This window comes from Klebsiella sp. 64 (assembly GCF_018223915.1).
GTDB lineage: Bacteria > Pseudomonadota > Gammaproteobacteria > Enterobacterales > Enterobacteriaceae > Klebsiella > Klebsiella pneumoniae.
Window position 1 is genome coordinate 124117 of sequence record NZ_JAGRQZ010000005.1, and the last position, 17113, is coordinate 141229.

The window sequence follows — 17113 nt, forward strand, 5'->3', positions numbered from 1 at the left end:
TGACGCCCCGCAGCGGGGCGTCAGCCATTACAGTTCACTCTTTTTATGGAAACCGTCTTTAATCACCGTGGCGTCGATATTCTCTTTATTCACCTCAATTGGCGTTAACAGGCGCGAAGGGACGTCTTTTAAGCCGTTATTCAGCGTGGTATCGGCCTTCGGCTGCTTATCGTTACCCAGCTCAACGGCGATTTCAGCGGCGTTGGTGGCCAGGGTGGTTATCGGTTTATAGACGGTCATCGTCTGGGTACCGGAAATAATGCGCTTCACGCCCGCCAGGTCAGCATCCTGACCGGAGATCGCCACTTTGCCGGCCAGCCCCTGGGCGGTTAAGGCCTGGATGGCGCCGCCGGCGGTGGCGTCATTGGAGGCGACCACGGCATCGATCTTGTTATTATTCGCCGTTAGCGCGTTTTCCATTATTTTCAGCGCGTTCTCCGGCAGCCAGCCGTCAACCCACTGATCGCCGACAATCTTAATTTTGCCATCATCGACATACGGCTTGAGAACCTTCATCTGTCCGGCGCGGAACAGTTTAGCGTTATTATCCACCGGCGAACCGCCCATCAGGAAATAATTACCCTGCGGCACTTTGTCGACCAGACTTTGCGCCTGCATTTCACCAACTTTTTCATTATCGAAAGATATATAGAAATCAATGTCGGCATTATTAATCATACGGTCATAGGCCAGGACTTTAATACCTTCCTGCTTGGCTTCTTTAATAACGTTACTGAGTACCTGGCCGTTATAAGGAATAATGACTAACACATCGACGCCGCGGTTGATCATGTTTTCAATTTGCGACATCTGCGTTTCTTCATTGCCATTAGCGGACTGGACAAAAACTTTGGCGCCTAAGGATTCCGCTTTATTGACGAAAATATCACGGTCTTTCTGCCAGCGCTCCAGACGCAGATCGTCGATGGCCATGCCAATCTTCACTTCTTTCGCCATCCCCGCCATGCTGGCGAGCAGGAGGGAGCTGGCGCAAAGCGTAAGGCAAAGGTTCTTTATCTTCATAATAACGATACCTTTTTTGTAAGGGTAGGTAAGACGAACGGAAAATAATGTTTGATACATGAGGTTGCGGATACGTTACAGATTCTTAACGCGGAAAGCAGGGCTGGCAATTACCGGTTCTTATTTTGCCGTTATGAAATTTCGTTTAATGTGCAAATTATGACGGCGATCGTATTTTATTCATGCACGCTCTTATTATTGCACTGGACTGTCTCTGACAAAGCGGCGCAACGGCGACTGGATATTATTTTTGCGAGCTGGCGCACGTTTGTGGATTCTCTCAATGGCGGTGTGAAATAACGTAATTGAGGAAAATGAAAGCGAAATTCTATATTGGCTTAAACCCGTCATACTTCAAGTTGTAGGTGGGTTGGTGACATTCGTTGCTCCGCCCCCGGTTACCGGGGACTCGCGCTCCTGCCGCCTTCCTGCAACTCGAATTATTTAGGGTATCTGATTGGTTATTCGCCGCATCTCTGAATATGGAGTTCTCTATGCAGACCTATTTCGATCAACTCGATCGCGTTCGTTACGAAGGCCCGAAATCCACTAACCCGCTGGCTTTCCGTCATTACAACCCGGATGAACTGGTGCTGGGCAAACGGATGGAAGATCATCTGCGTTTTGCGGCCTGTTACTGGCACACCTTCTGCTGGAATGGCGCCGATATGTTTGGCGTGGGCTCCTTTGATCGTCCCTGGCAGCAGCCTGGCGACGCCCTGGAGATGGCCAAACGCAAAGCCGATGTGGCGTTCGAATTCTTCCATAAACTCAACGTGCCTTACTACTGCTTCCACGACGTTGACGTCTCGCCGGAAGGCGCTTCGCTCAAGGAGTACAGCAATAACTTCGCCCGGATGGTCGAGGTGCTGGCTGAGAAACAGCAGCAGAGCGGCGTGAAGCTTCTGTGGGGGACCGCAAACTGCTTTACCAACCCGCGCTACGGCGCCGGCGCGGCCACCAACCCGGATCCGGAAGTATTTAGCTGGGCGGCCACCCAGGTGGTCACCGCCATGAATGCCACCCATCAACTGGGCGGTGAAAACTATGTGCTGTGGGGCGGTCGCGAGGGCTATGAAACCCTGCTGAATACCGACCTGCGCCAGGAGCGTGAGCAGATTGGCCGCTTTATGCAGCTGGTGGTGGAGCATAAGCATAAAATCGGCTTTAAAGGCACGCTGCTGATTGAGCCCAAACCGCAGGAGCCGACCAAGCATCAGTATGACTATGATGCCTCTACCGTTTACGGCTTCCTCAAACAGTTTGGTCTGGAAAAAGAGATTAAACTGAATATTGAAGCTAACCATGCCACGCTCGCCGGCCATTCGTTCCATCATGAAATTGCGACGGCCATTGCGCTGGGGCTGTTCGGCTCCGTTGACGCCAACCGCGGCGATCCGCAGCTGGGCTGGGATACCGACCAGTTCCCGAACAGCGTCGAAGAGAACGCGCTGGTGATGTATGAAATCCTCAAAGCGGGCGGCTTCACCACCGGCGGGCTCAACTTTGATGCGAAAGTGCGCCGGCAGAGCACCGACAAATACGATCTGTTCTATGGTCATATTGGCGCGATGGATACCATGGCGCTGTCGCTGAAGGTCGCGGCGCGGATGATCGAGGACGGCGAACTGGATAAGCGCGTGGCCAGACGCTACGCCGGCTGGAACGGTGAGCTGGGGCAGCAGATCCTTAACGGGCAGATGACCCTGAGCGATATTGCCCAGTATGCCGCTCAGCATCAGCTGGCGCCGCAGCATCGCAGCGGCCAGCAGGAACAACTGGAAAACCTGGTCAACCATTATCTGTTTGACAAGTAATCATGCGGCGGCGCCCGGGGTGACCGGCGCCGCAACCAGGATGCTCTGTTCGCGCCACGCTCAGCCGTGGCGCGCGTTTAAGGAGAGGGAGTATGTATATCGGCATCGATCTGGGGACGTCGGGCGTCAAAGCCATCCTGCTCAATGAGCAGGGTGAGGTAGTGGCATCGCATACCGAAAAACTCACCGTCTCGCGTCCGCATCCGCTGTGGTCGGAGCAAGATCCCGAACAGTGGTGGCTGGCGACAGACACGGCGATGAAAGCCCTGGGCGCGCAGCATAGCCTGCGCGACGTGAAGGCGCTGGGCATTGCCGGGCAGATGCACGGCGCCACCCTACTGGATAAATCGTTACAGGTGTTGCGTCCGGCCATTTTATGGAATGACGGCCGCTGCGCCGAAGAGTGCCAGCTGCTGGAAGACAAAGTCAGCGCTTCCCGGCAGATCACCGGCAACCTGATGATGCCGGGCTTTACGGCGCCGAAGCTCTTATGGGTACAGCGCCACGAGGCGGCAGTGTTCAGCCAGGTCGATAAAGTGCTGCTGCCCAAGGATTATCTGCGCCTGCGCATGACCGGCGAGCTCGCCAGCGATATGTCTGACGCCGCCGGCACGATGTGGCTGGACGTCGCCCGGCGCGACTGGAGCGACGAGATGCTCGCCGCCTGCGATCTCAGTCGGGATGCGATGCCGGCGCTGTTCGAAGGCAGCGACGTCACCGGGCAACTGCGACCTGAGGTGGCGCAGGCGTGGAATATGCCGCCGGCGCTGGTGGTGGGCGGCGGGGGCGACAACGCCGCGGGCGCGGTCGGGGTCGGCATGGCCGATGCCGGTCAGGCGATGCTGTCGCTGGGTACGTCAGGCGTCTACTTCGCCGTCAGTGAAGGGTTCCTTAGCAAACCCGAAAGCGCGGTGCACAGCTTCTGCCATGCCCTGCCGGGCCGCTGGCATTTGATGTCGGTGATGCTCAGCGCGGCCTCCTGTCTGGACTGGGCGGCAAAATTAACCGGTCTCGCCAGCGTGCCGGCGCTGATCGCGGCGGCGCAGACGGCGGATGAAAGCGCCGGTCCGGTGTGGTTCCTGCCCTATCTGTCTGGCGAACGCACGCCGCACAACAACCCGCAGGCTAAGGGCGTCTTTTTTGGCCTGACGCATCAGCATGGGCCGGCAGAGCTGGCGCGGGCGGTGCTGGAGGGGGTGGGCTATGCGCTGGCGGATGGTATGGACGTGGTGCACGCCTGCGGCATCAAGCCGCAGAGCATCACGCTTATCGGCGGCGGGGCGCGCAGCGCTTACTGGCGGCAAATGCTGGCGGATATCAGCGGCCTGCAGCTCGATTACCGTACCGGGGGCGATGTCGGCCCGGCGCTGGGGGCGGCCAGGCTGGCGCAGCTGGCGGTTCACGACGAGGCAGACCGCCCCGGGCTGCTGAAGCCGCTGCCGCTTGAACAAGCCCATCGCCCGGACGATCGCCGTGTGGCCCACTATGCGCCGCAGCGGGAAACCTTCCGCCAGATTTATCAGCAACTGAAACCGCTGATGTCTTAGCCTCAGTCCGTCCGGCAGCGCCGGGCGGATTCCCTTCCTGAATGTCCCGGCTACATCCATCCATAAATGCGTATTTATTTATTCCGAAATCTCCGCTTTGTCGTACGTAATCTGAGGCATCGACGAGGGAGTCGGTCATAATCAGCCCCTGTCGACCAGGGAGGTGAGATGATCACAAAACGCAATATTGCCAGGGGGATGATGGCGACAGGATCGCTGGTTTATCTGCTCGGTATCTGGCGGACCTGCCCGCTGTTCAGCGGCAAAGGGTATTTTCTCGGCGTGCTGGTGATGGGGATGTTTGCTGTTCTCGCCCATCAGCGCGCCAGTCAGTGGCAGGAACAGGACGACGGTTTTATTGCCTTATGCCGGATGGTGCTGCTGCTATCGGTCGGCCTGCTGCTGGTCGGCGCCTGGTATGTACCGGCAGACTGGCATGAAAAAGCCGTCTATATCGCGGCATGGTTTGTCTGCTTATATGGCGCATCGGCAACCCCCGAACGGACCCGCATCGCCCGCGCGATGCAAAAAACGGAATAAGCGCCGCCCCGAGGCGCGTAAAAGGTAAAAAGTGATGGAAAACAAGCACGCGACGTATTCTCCTGCGTTTCATTTGATCTCCTGGATTGCCCTGATCGGCGGCATCGTCACCTATCTGGTGGGGCTGTGGAATGCCGATATGCAGTTGAATGAGAAAGGCTATTATTTTGCCGTCCTGGTACTGGGGCTGTTTGCCGCGGCATCTTATCAAAAGACGGTGCGCGATAAGTATGAAGCCATTCCGACCACCGCGCTGTACTACACCACCTGTCTGGTGGTCTTCGTTATCGCTGTAGGTCTGCTGGTTATCGGACTGTGGAATGCCACTCTGCTGCTCAGCGAGAAAGGGTTCTATGGGCTGGCGTATTTTTTGAGCCTGTTTGGCGCTGTTGCGGTACAGAAAAACGTGCGTGATGTCTGGGACCCGACGCGCTTACGGGAACCTCTCAGCGTGACGGAAGAGGGGCCTGAGACGTAAGTCGGGCCCCCCCGGGCGGCGGACCGTTAGCTGACCAGCCGGCGGCTATCAATCCGCTGCACCAGGCCTGACAGCAGCAGGCTGCCGAGCAGGGCGGCGCTAAATATCCACACAATATCCAGCAGCGGCCAGCGGGATAGCTCCAGATGGCTGGCGCGCAGCGCATGCACTATCAGGGCATGAAAGCCGTAGATCCCCAGCGAATGTCGCGCAATGCAGGCGATACCGGGCAGGGGACGCGCGTTAAGCCAGTTTTTGGCCAGCGTCAGCAGGGTGACCGCGCAAACAAACACCGCCGGTCCGCAGTAGAGATACCAGGTGTCGCCGAAGTCTCCGCGCCAGCGCAGCTCATGCAGCGTGCCGCGGGAAATGACCCACACGGCGGCGATGAACAGCGCGGCGCAGAGCGGTGTTAGCCATTTTTTATCGGTGTCCAGGGTGCCAATGGCTCTGCCCAGCACGCCGTAGAGCACGTAGTAGAAGGTGTCGCCGTTGATATAAAGGTTGACTGGCAGCCACTCAATCCCGGCGGCTTTAACGCTGACCATATTGGGGTTGGCCAGAATGCCGAGGATCGCCATCAGCGCCAGCAGCATTGTGCTACTGGTGGACTTAACCTGAAGCAGCGGCGAGAGCAGGTAGATGACGGCGATAGCAAAGAAAAACCACAGGTGGTAGAAGACGGGCTTCTGCAGCAAATTCTTTAACGACAGCTCGACGTTGATATGGGTAAACAGCGTGATATACAGCAGAGATAGCGCGCTATAGAACGCAATGCACAGGCCAATCCGCCAGAAATGGCGCGGCTGGGCGCTGCGTTCCCCAAAAAAGAGGTAGCCCGAGATCATAAAAAACAGCGGCACGCTGACGCGGGAGGCGGAATTGAGCAGATTGGCGATATCCCATTGCAGCAGGGTAATCGCATGGGGGTGAGTGATATACCAGCTGGTGCTGTGGATCATCACCACCATCATGCAGGCGATGCCGCGCAGGTTGGTGATCCAGTGTATCTTTTCTTGCATCAGTCCCTCAATGTCTGCTGGCGAAATAAGATATGACCTGCCCGGTTTCCCGGTGTCGCAATAGATTAGTCTGAGTTTTCGGTCACAGACTTGTCGCAGTTTCATGATATTCGCAAAATACCTGTAATACTGAATCTTTAGGATAACAACTTGCTAACAAGTCGGTGGAGGAGAACGTGGTGAAAGGTGTTGTTTCCGTCATGCTGGTGCTGCTCCTCGCGGGCTGCAGCGAGACCGTCTCCCCGCCGACGCAAAAAGCGCAGCGCGCTCGTATTACGCCGCAAACCACGCTCAATATGGCGCAGCTTTGCAAGGATCAGGCGGCTATCCGCTATAACACGCAAACGCAGCTCGTTGGCGTGAACCACTTTGAACAATTCCAGGCGAGCTATGAGCTTTCTGGCCGTACCGGCAAGAATGAGCGTTTCATCTGTTCCTTTGACCCGGACGGCCAGTTTATGCATCTTTCGATGCGCTGAATCGACCCCGCCTGGCGTAAATTTCGTCCGTTTTCCTGAAACAACGCCGTTTCGTACTGTATATCTCGCAGCCAGCGGGTATACTGACTCCTTCCTTTAAATCCACACGTATCCAGCACGAAATCATATGCAAAAGTTTGATACCAGGACCTTCCAGGGCCTGATCCTGACCTTACAGGATTACTGGGCTCGTCAGGGCTGCACCATTGTTCAACCACTGGACATGGAAGTCGGCGCCGGCACCTCTCACCCGATGACCTGCCTGCGCGCGTTAGGACCGGAGCCGATGGCGACCGCCTACGTGCAGCCTTCCCGTCGTCCAACCGATGGCCGCTATGGCGAAAACCCGAACCGTTTACAGCACTACTATCAGTTCCAGGTGGTGATTAAACCCTCTCCGGACAACATCCAGGAGCTGTACCTCGGGTCGCTGAAAGAGCTGGGTATGGACCCGACTATTCACGACATTCGCTTTGTCGAAGACAACTGGGAAAACCCGACGCTGGGCGCCTGGGGTCTGGGCTGGGAAGTGTGGCTCAACGGCATGGAAGTGACGCAGTTCACCTACTTCCAGCAGGTCGGCGGCCTCGAGTGTAAGCCGGTGACCGGCGAGATCACCTACGGTCTGGAGCGTCTGGCGATGTACATCCAGGGTGTGGACAGCGTCTATGACCTGGTCTGGAGCGATGGCCCGCTGGGGAAAACCACCTACGGCGACGTGTTCCACCAGAACGAAGTGGAGCAGTCCACCTATAACTTCGAATATGCCGACGTCGACTTCCTGTTCACCTGCTTCGAACAGTATGAGAAAGAGGCCCAGCAGCTGCTGGCGCTGGAGACCCCACTGCCGCTGCCGGCCTACGAGCGTATTCTGAAAGCGGCTCACAGCTTCAACCTGCTGGATGCGCGTAAAGCCATCTCCGTCACCGAGCGTCAGCGCTATATCCTGCGCATTCGCACCCTGACTAAAGCAGTGGCGGAAGCGTACTACGCTTCCCGTGAAGCGCTCGGCTTCCCGATGTGCAACAAGAATAAATAAGAGGCGGCCATGTCTGAGAATACTTTTCTGGTGGAAATCGGCACTGAAGAGCTGCCACCAAAAGCGCTGCGCAGCCTGGCGGAATCTTTTGCTGCGAATGTGACCGCGGAGCTGGATAACGCTGGCCTTGCGCACGGTAAAGTGGAATGGTTTGCCGCCCCGCGTCGTCTGGCGCTGAAGGTGGCCAACCTGGCGGCGGCGCAAGCCGATCGCGAAGTGGAAAAACGCGGCCCGGCTATTGCTCAGGCGTTCGATGCCGAAGGCAAGCCAAGCAAAGCGGCCGAAGGCTGGGCGCGCGGCTGCGGTATCACCGTCGATCAGGCCGAACGTCTGACCACGGACAAAGGCGAGTGGCTGCTGTATCGCGCCCATGTGAAGGGTGAAAGCACCGAAGCGCTGCTGCCGAACATGATTGCCAGCTCGCTGGCGAAGCTACCGATCCCGAAACTGATGCGCTGGGGCGCGTCTGACGTCCACTTCGTGCGTCCGGTACACACGGTGACTTTGCTGCTGGGTGACAAAGTGATCCCGGCCACTATCCTCGGTATTCCGTCCGATCGCGTGATTCGCGGGCATCGCTTTATGGGCGAGCCGGAGTTCACCATCGACCATGCCGACCAGTACCCGCAGATCCTGCTGGAGCGCGGTAAAGTCATCGCCGATTACGAACAGCGTAAAGCCAAAATCAAAGCTGATGCGCAAGAGGCGGCGCGTAAGATCGGCGGTCAAGCCGATCTGAGCGAAAGCCTGCTGGAAGAGGTCACCTCGCTGGTGGAATGGCCGGTGGTGCTGACGGCGAAGTTCGAAGAAAAATTCCTCGCGGTGCCGTCTGAAGCGCTGGTTTACACCATGAAGGGCGACCAGAAGTACTTCCCGGTCTACGACAACGCCGGCAAACTGCTGCCGAACTTTATCTTCGTGGCCAACATCGAGTCCAAAGATCCGCAGCAGATCATCTCCGGTAACGAGAAGGTGGTCCGTCCGCGTCTGGCCGATGCCGAGTTCTTCTTCAATACCGACCGTAAAAAACGTCTGGAAGATAACCTGCCGCGTCTGGAAACCGTGCTGTTCCAGCAGCAGCTGGGCACCCTGCGCGACAAGACCGATCGCATCCAGGCGCTGGCGGGCTGGATTGCCGAACAGATTGGCGCTGACGTGAACCACGCAACCCGCGCGGGCCTGCTGTCCAAGTGCGACCTGATGACCAACATGGTCTTCGAGTTCACCGACACCCAGGGCGTGATGGGGATGCACTACGCGCGCCATGACGGCGAAGCGGAAGACGTGGCCGTGGCGCTGAACGAGCAGTATCAGCCGCGATTTGCTGGCGACGCGCTGCCATCTAATCCGGTGGCCTGCGCGGTAGCGATTGCCGATAAGATGGACACCCTGGCGGGTATCTTTGGTATCGGTCAGCATCCGAAAGGCGATAAAGACCCGTTTGCGCTGCGTCGCGCCGCGCTGGGCGTGCTGCGTATCATCGTTGAGAAGAACCTGGATCTCGATCTGCAGACGCTGACCGAAGAAGCGGTTCGTCTGTACGGTGAGAAGCTGACCAACGCCAACGTGGTTGATGATGTGATCGACTTTATGCTGGGCCGCTTCCGTGCCTGGTATCAGGACGAAGGCTACGGCGTCGACACGATCCAGGCGGTACTGGCGCGTCGTCCAACCCGCCCGGCGGATTTCGATGCGCGTATGAAGGCGGTATCGCACTTCCGTACTCTGGAAGAGTCCTCCGCGCTGGCGGCGGCAAACAAACGTGTCTCTAACATCCTCGCGAAATCCGATGAGACGCTGAACGACATCGTTCACGCTTCGGTGCTGAAAGAAGCGGCGGAAATTAAGCTGGCGGGTAATCTGGTGGTGCTGCGCGACAAGCTGCAGCCGTATTTCGCCGCAGGCCGTTATCAGGATGCGCTGATTGAGCTGGCCGCGCTGCGCGAGCCGGTGGATGAGTTCTTCGAGAACGTGATGGTTAACGCTGAAGACAAAGATGTTCGCATCAACCGTCTGACGCTGCTGTCCAAACTGCGTGAACTGTTCCTGCAGGTCGCGGATATTTCTCTGCTGCAGTAAGCGTATCGGAAATAATAAAAGACCTGCCTCAGGGCAGGTTTTTTTATACGTGAAATATGAATAGGTGAACCGTTAATAATTCTGCCATTGATATCTTCATTATTTGCATTCATCGAGAAGAAAAGTTTTAGGAATATATAAACATAATTCCGAGAGGTATTTACGCTAGAATGGCGGCGGGTGCTTGAGACTGTGTGTCTCAGGTATTCAGCGGGAGACAGACAGAGAAAAGCCCCACCTGATAGTAATCAAAGTGAGGCTCCCCTATGCATGAACACCATAAGAGTAGCCTCTTACTTGTTGAAAATCAACACTGGAGGCGAGGAATGCCGCAAAAGTATCTGTTGTTTGGCTTAGTAGTGATTTGCTTCACTATTTTATTATTGACCTGGATGGTTCGTGATTCGCTATGTGAATTACAGCGCAGGCAGGGAAATATTGAGCTGGTGGCATTCTTAGCCTGTGATATTAAACAGTAAGAGCATCTGGTGGGGATCTATCCCCACCATGCTTGCGGTGTCAGGCATTCTCAATGCACCCTTTCATTGTTCACCAAATAAATCCTTTGCCTCCTGATATCAGGAGGCCTTTTTATTTTTACACGGTCGTTGAATTAAACGGGCTTGAAATTCATAGCGGAGTGTGGCTATCCTATGTCCCGACGAATCCCTCGTCTCACCGGAGCGCGCCCCACAAATGAACAAACACGACTGATGAATTTCACGCCTTACCTCGCAGACGTTGCGGGTAGGGGAGTATTGATTTCATTCAGGAGTGCTTATGGCTCATTGCGCCCACATCCCCGCTTTTGTTTTACATCAGGTCACCTGTCAGTTTGCGACGGGGCAGACCCTGTTTGGTCCGCTCAGCGTCTCGCTGGAACCGTCCCTTTGCGGCCTGGTCGGCCGGAACGGCGTCGGCAAGACGCGTCTGCTGCGTCTGCTGGCGGGCCTTGATTCTCCTGCCGGCGGCCATATTGAGCGCGCCGCCGCCGTTGCCTGGGTAGCGCAGCAGCCGACGCTCACGCCGGAGACCACCCTCGCTACGCTGCTGGGCTATGCGTCGGTTTTTGCCGCCTTGTCTCGCCTTGAACAGGGCCAAGGGCTGGCCGACGATTTCGATCTGTTAGATGGTCACTGGGATCTCACCGATCGCCTGAGTTTAGCGTTCCGTGAAGCCGATCTCCCGCCGTTCTCTGCCGATCGCCCCGCGTTTTCACTCAGCGGCGGCGAGCGGATGAAGGCTCTGCTGTGCGGCGCCTTCGTCTCGGGCGCCGATTATCTGCTGCTGGATGAGCCTACCAACCATCTGGACCGCCAGGGGCGGGAGTGGCTCTATCACCAACTGGAAAGCTGGCAGGGCGGGGCTCTGATCGCCAGCCACGACCGCGAGCTGCTGACGCGGATGCCGAGGATTATTGAGCTGACGCCGACGGCGCTGCGCAGCTACGGCGGCAACTATGCTGAATATCAGCGCCAGCGTATGGCGGAGCAGCAGGCCGCGCGCGCGGCGCTGGAGCATGCCGTGACCGACCGACGGCGCACCCGCGCGCGAATGCAAAAGGAGCATGACGCCGCCCAGCGGCGCTCGGCTCAGACGCTGCGTACCGTTGATACGCTAAATATCGCCTCCTTCGAACGCGTGAAGTACAAAGGCGCGGCAAAAGAGCGCCCGGGAGCGCTGCGCCGTCAGCATCGTGAACAGAACAGCAGTCTGAATGCCGCCGTGCAGCAGGCGCGGGAGCGGATAGAAGACGACAATCCGGTGATGTTCACCCTGCCGGGTAGCGAAGTGGCCGCCGGCAAGCAGGTGCTGGTGGTGGAGTCATTACAGCTCGACCATGCGCCGGCTGCGCCGCTGAACTGGCGTATCGATGGTCCGATGCGCATCGCGCTAAAGGGGCCAAACGGCTGTGGCAAAACCACTTTGCTGAAAACGCTGTTGGGGCTGGAGCAGGCCGCGTCAGGCGATGTCCGGCTTTCGGTGAGCGCCGCTTACCTCGATCAACATCTGACGCAGCTGGATTTATCCCTGTCGGTAATGGCGCACCTGAGCCTGGAAGATACCCCGTTGGATGAGGGCCTCCTGCGCACCCGCCTGGCGCAGCTCCAGCTGGGCGCGGATAAGGTCACTCTGCCGCTGTCGGCGCTCAGCGGCGGCGAGCGCCTGAAAGCGGCGCTGGCGTGCGTGCTCTGGCGACGCGAGCCTGCCCAACTGCTTTTGTTGGATGAGCCGACCAACCATCTCGATTTAGCATCGACGCAGGCTATTGAAAGCGCGCTGGCGGCGTTTCCCGGCGCGATGCTGGTGGTGTCGCATGATGAGGCGTTTTTACAAGGTCTGAAGCTGACCCATAGTCTGGCGTGGCGGGAGACGGGCTGGCACTTTTCCCTGCTCTGAATGCCCAGTAGCCGCCATCTTATGCTGGCGGCTACTGGCGACAGATAAAAAAAATCCCCGCCATCAGGCAGGGATTCTCGATTCTTAGCGGCTTGAACTTACAGAGAAGTTACGTTGCCAGCTGCCGGGCCTTTAGCGCCGCTTTCGATGGTGAAGGATACTTTCTGACCTTCGTCCAGGGATTTGTAGCCATCGTTCTGGATAGCAGAGAAGTGTACGAACACGTCTTTAGAGCCATCGTCAGGAGTGATGAAGCCGAAGCCTTTGTCAGCGTTGAACCATTTTACGATACCAGTCATTTTACCGGACATAGTGAATTACCTTTAAAAAAATAAGTGAGCCTTGCGGCGTAGGGGTCTGGACTACAGATTTAAAGCGATAAAGGGAAAGTTCACTACGGGGGTATCTTTGGATAACCTTAGAAGGACTGCTCTATTCGACTGCTCTGTGGTCTGTACATCAAACCTGCGAGCATTAACGCACGTTCAGCACCTGATAGCAAACTTTTTTTACGGTGCAGCGGCAAAAGCTCCCTTACTGGCCTTTGCCGCTGCGCGCGAGATTAATCGAGTAATTGTCGTGAAAGCTGTGGATTGGCCTGAATCAGGCGCATCAATTTCAGCTCGGTGGGAGACGGTCTGACCCGTCTCGACTCCCACTCTCTTACCATGGCGACGCTCACGCCCATGACGTTGGCAAAGTCGTCAATCTTAAGTCCAGTGCCTTTACGCAGCTGTTCAAATTCACTAAATACAGTGGACTTACGGTTTGAGGTAAGTTTCTGATTATCATCCTTAAAAACGATGTGTTCCAGGCTGCTCAGCAGTTCAAACACGGGATCTTTATATTCCATTGAGAACTCCTTTTATCACACAGCGGAAAAGATTTTTCTATAGCTCATTAAGAATAGTCAGAAAATGGCGCAAGGGATGGTAACGTCGGTGATTATTTGCCAACAGGCTATCGAATCTGCCCCGACAGCCAAACGGCAGCGTAGCCTAAAAGAATGATTATTAACGCGATGAGGTGGCTTCGAAAATTTTTGTAAACGGATAAGAAAAAAGCGGCAAAGCCGGCGCGGGGCGCCGGCTTATAGGGTTAGGCTTTCTGCAGGCTTCTCGCCTCATCTGTCGTCGCCGGCACGGATTTACTGACCCGGTACTTGATCAGCAGCGCAAAGGCTGACAGGAACGCCGGGATGGCCAGCAGGGTGAAGATGGTTTCAAAGGAGAGCTGAGCCTGCATCAGGAAGGCGCCGCTGAACGCGCCGAGGATGCCGCCGAAGCGGCCGATACCCAGCATCCAGGCGACGCCGGTGGCGCGCCCCTGCGTCGGATAGAAGCCAGCCGCCAGCGCCGGCATCGACGACTGCGCGCCGTTCATAATGCTGCCGGCGATAAAGACCATCACTCCCATTAGCGCCAGGCTGCTGGTGGAGAAGCCCACCAGGCAGACAAAAACGCCGGTCAGCAGCCAGCCGACGGCCACCACTTTATTGGGGTTAATCTTGTCCATCAGGGCGCCGAGGATCAGCACGCCAATCCCGCCGCCGAGCGGGAACAGGGCGGTGATAATTGAGGCCTGACTCATCGAGGCACCGGTTTCACGGATGAGCAGCGGCAGCCAGCTGGTCAGCAGATAGAAAATCAGCAGGCCCATAAAGTAGGTCAGGCACAGCATCACGGTACCCACCGCGTAGCGAGGGGAGAAAATGACGCCGATCGCGGATTTCTCTTTCACCTGGCCTGCTTCGCGTAGTACAAATTCCACTGCCTTCGGCAGCGGTGCGATACGGCGCAGGATAGCAGCAATGCGCTGCGCCGGGTGCTGCTTCACCACCAGATAGCGGACGGACTCTGGCAGCAGGAATATTAATGCCACCGCCAGCAGGAGGGGCATCACGCCGCCCAGCACCAGCACGCTCTGCCAGCCATAGTGCGGGATCATCCAGGCGGATAAAAAGCCGCCCAGCGAAGATCCCATCGGAAAGCCGACAAACATCAGGTTCACCAGCAGCGCCCGACGGCGCTCCGGCGCATATTCACTCATTAGCGTCGCGGCATTCGGCATCGCCGCGCCAAGGCCCAGACCGGTCAGGAAGCGCAGCAGCGTCAGCTGATTAAGGCTGGTGGCGAAGGCGGTGAGCAGGCTGAATCCGCCGAACACCACGATCGACATGATCAGCACTTTTTTGCGGCCGATGCGGTCAGCCAGCGGCCCTGCGGTTAAGGCGCCGACCGCCAGACCCACCAGCGCGGCGCTCATCACCGGGCCGAGAGCCGATTTTTCCACGCCCCACTCTTGCACCAGGTCGGAGGCGATGAACCCGATAATTGCGGTATCGAACCCGTCCATCGCGACGGTGATAAAGCAGAGCGCAAGGATCATCCACTGGTAGCGGGTGAAGGGGTGCTCGTTGATAAAGGCCTGAATGTCGATGGTTGTCTTAGTCATACGGCTTTCCTGGCAGACTGAGCGAGGGACAGAGGTTTATTATTATCGTCGCCTTCGCGTCGTTGAGTTTGATTTGTGCGATAATCGAACATATCGCCGTTAATCGCTCATTCATCAAATCATTGAAGTGCGAGGCAGGCAATCCAGACGCGTGCCAAAGCGTGCGATTATCGTCCGCTTTAAGGCGCAGTGCCGGGTTGTGGCTTTTTATTTATATTAATATCAATGACTTATTAAGTTCTGGCCCACCTGATCTTAAGACCATATTTGTGATGCGCATAACAGACGTTCTACAGCGCGACGATGGCGTGCAAAATGGTGTTTTTCCCGCGTAAGATTAGCAGGAAAGGGTATCCTGCGAGGCCGAGCTGGACTATCCTTGTCAGCGTCTGGCACGTGTGTGCCGTTGTGCGCTTTTTTTGGCTGAAAGGAGTAAAAAAATGGCGACAGGAAAGTCCTGCTCTCGCTGGTTTGCGGCTATGGCGGCCTTATTGATGGTGGTTAGCCTGAGTGGGTGTTTTGATAAAGAGGGCGATCAGCGCAAAGCGTTTATCGACTTCCTGCAGAATACGGCGATGCGTAGCGGTGAACGTCTGCCGACGCTGACCGCCGATCAGAAAAAACAGTTTGGGCCTTTTGTCTCTGACTACGCGGTGATCTACGGTTACTCGCAGCAGGTGAGCCAGGCGATGGACGCTGGTCTGCGCCCGGTGGTGGACAGCGTCAATGCGATCCGCGTCCCGCAGGATTATATGACCCAGCGTGAGCCGCTGCGTCAGGCGAACGGCGCGCTGGGCGTGCTCAGCCAGCAGCTGCAGAATGCGAAAATGCAGGCCGATGCCGCGCATGGCGCGCTGAAGCAGGCTGACGATCTCAAGCCGGTCTTCGATCAGGTTTACGCCAAGGTGGTGACGGCGCCAGCCGACGCGCTGCAGCCGCTGATCCCGGCCGCGCAGATCTTTACCCAGCAGCTGGTTCAGGTTGGGGATTTTGTCGCTCAGCAGGGGACGCAGGTGAGCTTTGTCGCCAACGGCATTCAGTTCCCGACCTCCCAGCAGGCCAGCCAGTACAATGCGCTGATTGGGCCGCTGGCGGCGCAGCATCAGGCGTTTAATCAGGCATGGACGGCGGCGGTGAACGCCACCCGTTAATGCTTCATCTGGCTGACGTTGGCTGCGGCGAACGGGCAGGATGATGGACAGGATGCAAAAAGAACCCGGGGAGGGCGGTTGCCGCCGTTACCCGGGTTTTTTTATGGCTTATTTTACCTGCGGATTGACGCAGTTTTTCTCTACGTTGCCGTTCAGGGCGTCGATCAGGTTGTCCACCGCACAGGCCGCCATGTTGTAGCGCGTCTCATGGGTGGCGGAGCCGATATGCGGCAGCGCGACGACGTTCGGCAGGCTCAGCAGCGGTGAGTCCTTGGCCAGCGGTTCGTGTTCGAACACATCGAGACCGGCAGCGTGGATCTCACCGTTCTGCAGGGCGGCGATCAGCGCCTGCTCGTCCACTACCGGGCCACGCCCGGCGTTAATGAAGATGGCGGAAGATTTCATTTTGGCAAACTGCGCCTGACCGAACAGATGGTGAGTCTCTTCGCTCAGGGGCAGGATCAGGCAGACAAAGTCAGCCTCCTGCAGCAGGGTATCGAGATCGCAATAGCGGGCATTGAAGCGTTCTTCCGCCTGCGGATGCTGGCGACGCGCGTTATACAGGATTGGCATGCCGAACCCGAAGTGGGCGCGCTGCGCCAGCGCCATACCGATGCGGCCCATGCCGACGATGCCTAAGGTTTTATGGTGAACATCCGTGCCGAACCAGTCCGGACCAATGCTCTTCGTCCATTCACCCGCTTTGACGCGCTCCGCCACTTCCACCACCCGGCGCGCGGTACTCAGCACCAGCGCCATGACCGTATCGGCGACGGTCTCGGTCAGCACGGTCGGGGTATGCATCAGCAGCACCCGGCGGGCGTTCAGCGCCTCGACGTCGAAGTTGTCATAGCCAACGGAAACGGTGGAGGTCGCACGCAGCTTCGGCATCTTCTCCAGCAGCGCGGCGTCAACCTTTTCGCTGGAGCCCAGCAGGCCTTCAGCCTGGGCGAAGGCCTCAGCGTGCTGCGAAACGGTCTCCGGCCGCAGGTTTTTCACCTGAGTGACGGAAAAGTGCTCCTCCAGACGCTGTAGCAGGTCGTCGGGAAGCGTTTTATAGAGAATGACAGACGGCTTCATGCGA

General features: G+C 57.2%; 16 protein-coding genes. 10 read left to right on the top strand and 6 right to left on the bottom strand.

Annotated elements, in window-relative coordinates; genetic code table 11:
* Window positions 1–27 precede the first annotated feature (27 nt).
* A complete protein-coding gene (gene xylF / locus KHQ23_RS06230; RefSeq protein ID WP_004152040.1) occupies window positions 28–1023 on the bottom strand; it encodes a D-xylose ABC transporter substrate-binding protein in 996 nt (331 codons plus the stop codon).
* A 494-nt stretch (window positions 1024–1517) separates the two neighbouring features.
* Between xylF and xylA the strand changes: the two genes are divergently transcribed.
* The 4 genes from xylA (at window position 1518) to yiaA (ending at window position 5405) form a co-directional block, all read left to right on the top strand.
* Window positions 1518–2840 (top strand): xylose isomerase, encoded by a 1323-nt coding sequence (gene xylA, locus KHQ23_RS06235; RefSeq protein ID WP_002922139.1) that lies wholly within the window; start codon window positions 1518–1520, stop codon window positions 2838–2840.
* 92 nt (window positions 2841–2932) lie between these two features.
* Window positions 2933–4387 (top strand): xylulokinase, encoded by a 1455-nt coding sequence (xylB, locus tag KHQ23_RS06240; protein WP_004150156.1) that lies wholly within the window; start codon window positions 2933–2935, stop codon window positions 4385–4387.
* Between the two features lie 168 nt (window positions 4388–4555).
* Entirely contained in the window at window positions 4556–4927 is a 372-nt protein-coding gene (yiaB, locus tag KHQ23_RS06245) for an inner membrane protein YiaB (RefSeq protein WP_032435194.1), read from the top strand.
* Between the two features lie 31 nt (window positions 4928–4958).
* The gene (gene yiaA, locus KHQ23_RS06250) at window positions 4959–5405 is read left to right on the top strand and encodes an inner membrane protein YiaA (protein ID WP_004188180.1); all 447 of its coding nucleotides are present in this window, start codon (window positions 4959–4961) and stop codon (window positions 5403–5405) included.
* A gap of 26 nt (window positions 5406–5431) precedes the next feature.
* On the opposite strand, the gene KHQ23_RS06255 is transcribed toward yiaA, so the two are convergent.
* Entirely contained in the window at window positions 5432–6427 is a 996-nt protein-coding gene (locus KHQ23_RS06255) for an acyltransferase (protein WP_016946692.1), read from the bottom strand.
* 179 nt (window positions 6428–6606) lie between these two features.
* Here KHQ23_RS06255 and KHQ23_RS06260 point away from each other — a divergent pair, with 179 nt between their 5' ends.
* From KHQ23_RS06260 to KHQ23_RS06280, 5 genes are all read left to right on the top strand, one after another.
* The gene (locus KHQ23_RS06260) at window positions 6607–6906 is read left to right on the top strand and encodes a YsaB family lipoprotein (protein ID WP_211776807.1); all 300 of its coding nucleotides are present in this window, start codon (window positions 6607–6609) and stop codon (window positions 6904–6906) included.
* Between the two features lie 127 nt (window positions 6907–7033).
* Window positions 7034–7945: a glycine--tRNA ligase subunit alpha gene (gene glyQ / locus KHQ23_RS06265; RefSeq protein ID WP_002922128.1), complete on the top strand. Its 912-nt coding sequence runs from the start codon at window positions 7034–7036 to the stop codon at window positions 7943–7945.
* 9 nt (window positions 7946–7954) lie between these two features.
* Entirely contained in the window at window positions 7955–10024 is a 2070-nt protein-coding gene (gene glyS, locus KHQ23_RS06270; RefSeq protein ID WP_002922127.1) for a glycine--tRNA ligase subunit beta, read from the top strand.
* 326 nt (window positions 10025–10350) lie between these two features.
* Window positions 10351–10503: a type I toxin-antitoxin system toxin HokA gene (hokA, locus tag KHQ23_RS06275; RefSeq protein WP_002922102.1), complete on the top strand. Its 153-nt coding sequence runs from the start codon at window positions 10351–10353 to the stop codon at window positions 10501–10503.
* A 301-nt stretch (window positions 10504–10804) separates the two neighbouring features.
* Window positions 10805–12424, top strand: a complete 1620-nt coding sequence (locus KHQ23_RS06280; RefSeq protein WP_020805571.1) for an ATP-binding cassette domain-containing protein — start codon at window positions 10805–10807, stop codon at window positions 12422–12424.
* A gap of 98 nt (window positions 12425–12522) precedes the next feature.
* On the opposite strand, the gene cspA is transcribed toward KHQ23_RS06280, so the two are convergent.
* From cspA to KHQ23_RS06295, 3 genes are all read right to left on the bottom strand, one after another.
* The gene (gene cspA / locus KHQ23_RS06285) at window positions 12523–12735 is read right to left on the bottom strand and encodes an RNA chaperone/antiterminator CspA (RefSeq protein ID WP_000014594.1); all 213 of its coding nucleotides are present in this window, start codon (window positions 12733–12735) and stop codon (window positions 12523–12525) included.
* 251 nt (window positions 12736–12986) lie between these two features.
* Entirely contained in the window at window positions 12987–13277 is a 291-nt protein-coding gene (locus tag KHQ23_RS06290) for an HTH-type transcriptional regulator (protein WP_002921931.1), read from the bottom strand.
* A 245-nt stretch (window positions 13278–13522) separates the two neighbouring features.
* Window positions 13523–14878: an aromatic acid/H+ symport family MFS transporter gene (locus tag KHQ23_RS06295; protein ID WP_020802000.1), complete on the bottom strand. Its 1356-nt coding sequence runs from the start codon at window positions 14876–14878 to the stop codon at window positions 13523–13525.
* Window positions 14879–15318: 440 nt separating this feature from the next.
* On the opposite strand from KHQ23_RS06295, the gene KHQ23_RS06300 reads away from it, so the two are divergent.
* A complete protein-coding gene (locus tag KHQ23_RS06300) occupies window positions 15319–16029 on the top strand; it encodes a DUF3053 domain-containing protein (RefSeq protein ID WP_002921929.1) in 711 nt (236 codons plus the stop codon).
* A gap of 108 nt (window positions 16030–16137) precedes the next feature.
* Here KHQ23_RS06300 and ghrB read toward each other — a convergent pair whose 3' ends face one another.
* Window positions 16138–17109 carry a glyoxylate/hydroxypyruvate reductase GhrB gene (gene ghrB / locus KHQ23_RS06305; protein ID WP_004145219.1) on the bottom strand — a complete coding sequence of 324 codons (972 nt, stop codon included), beginning with the start codon at window positions 17107–17109 and terminating at the stop codon, window positions 16138–16140.
* Between the last annotated feature and the right edge of the window lie 4 nt (window positions 17110–17113).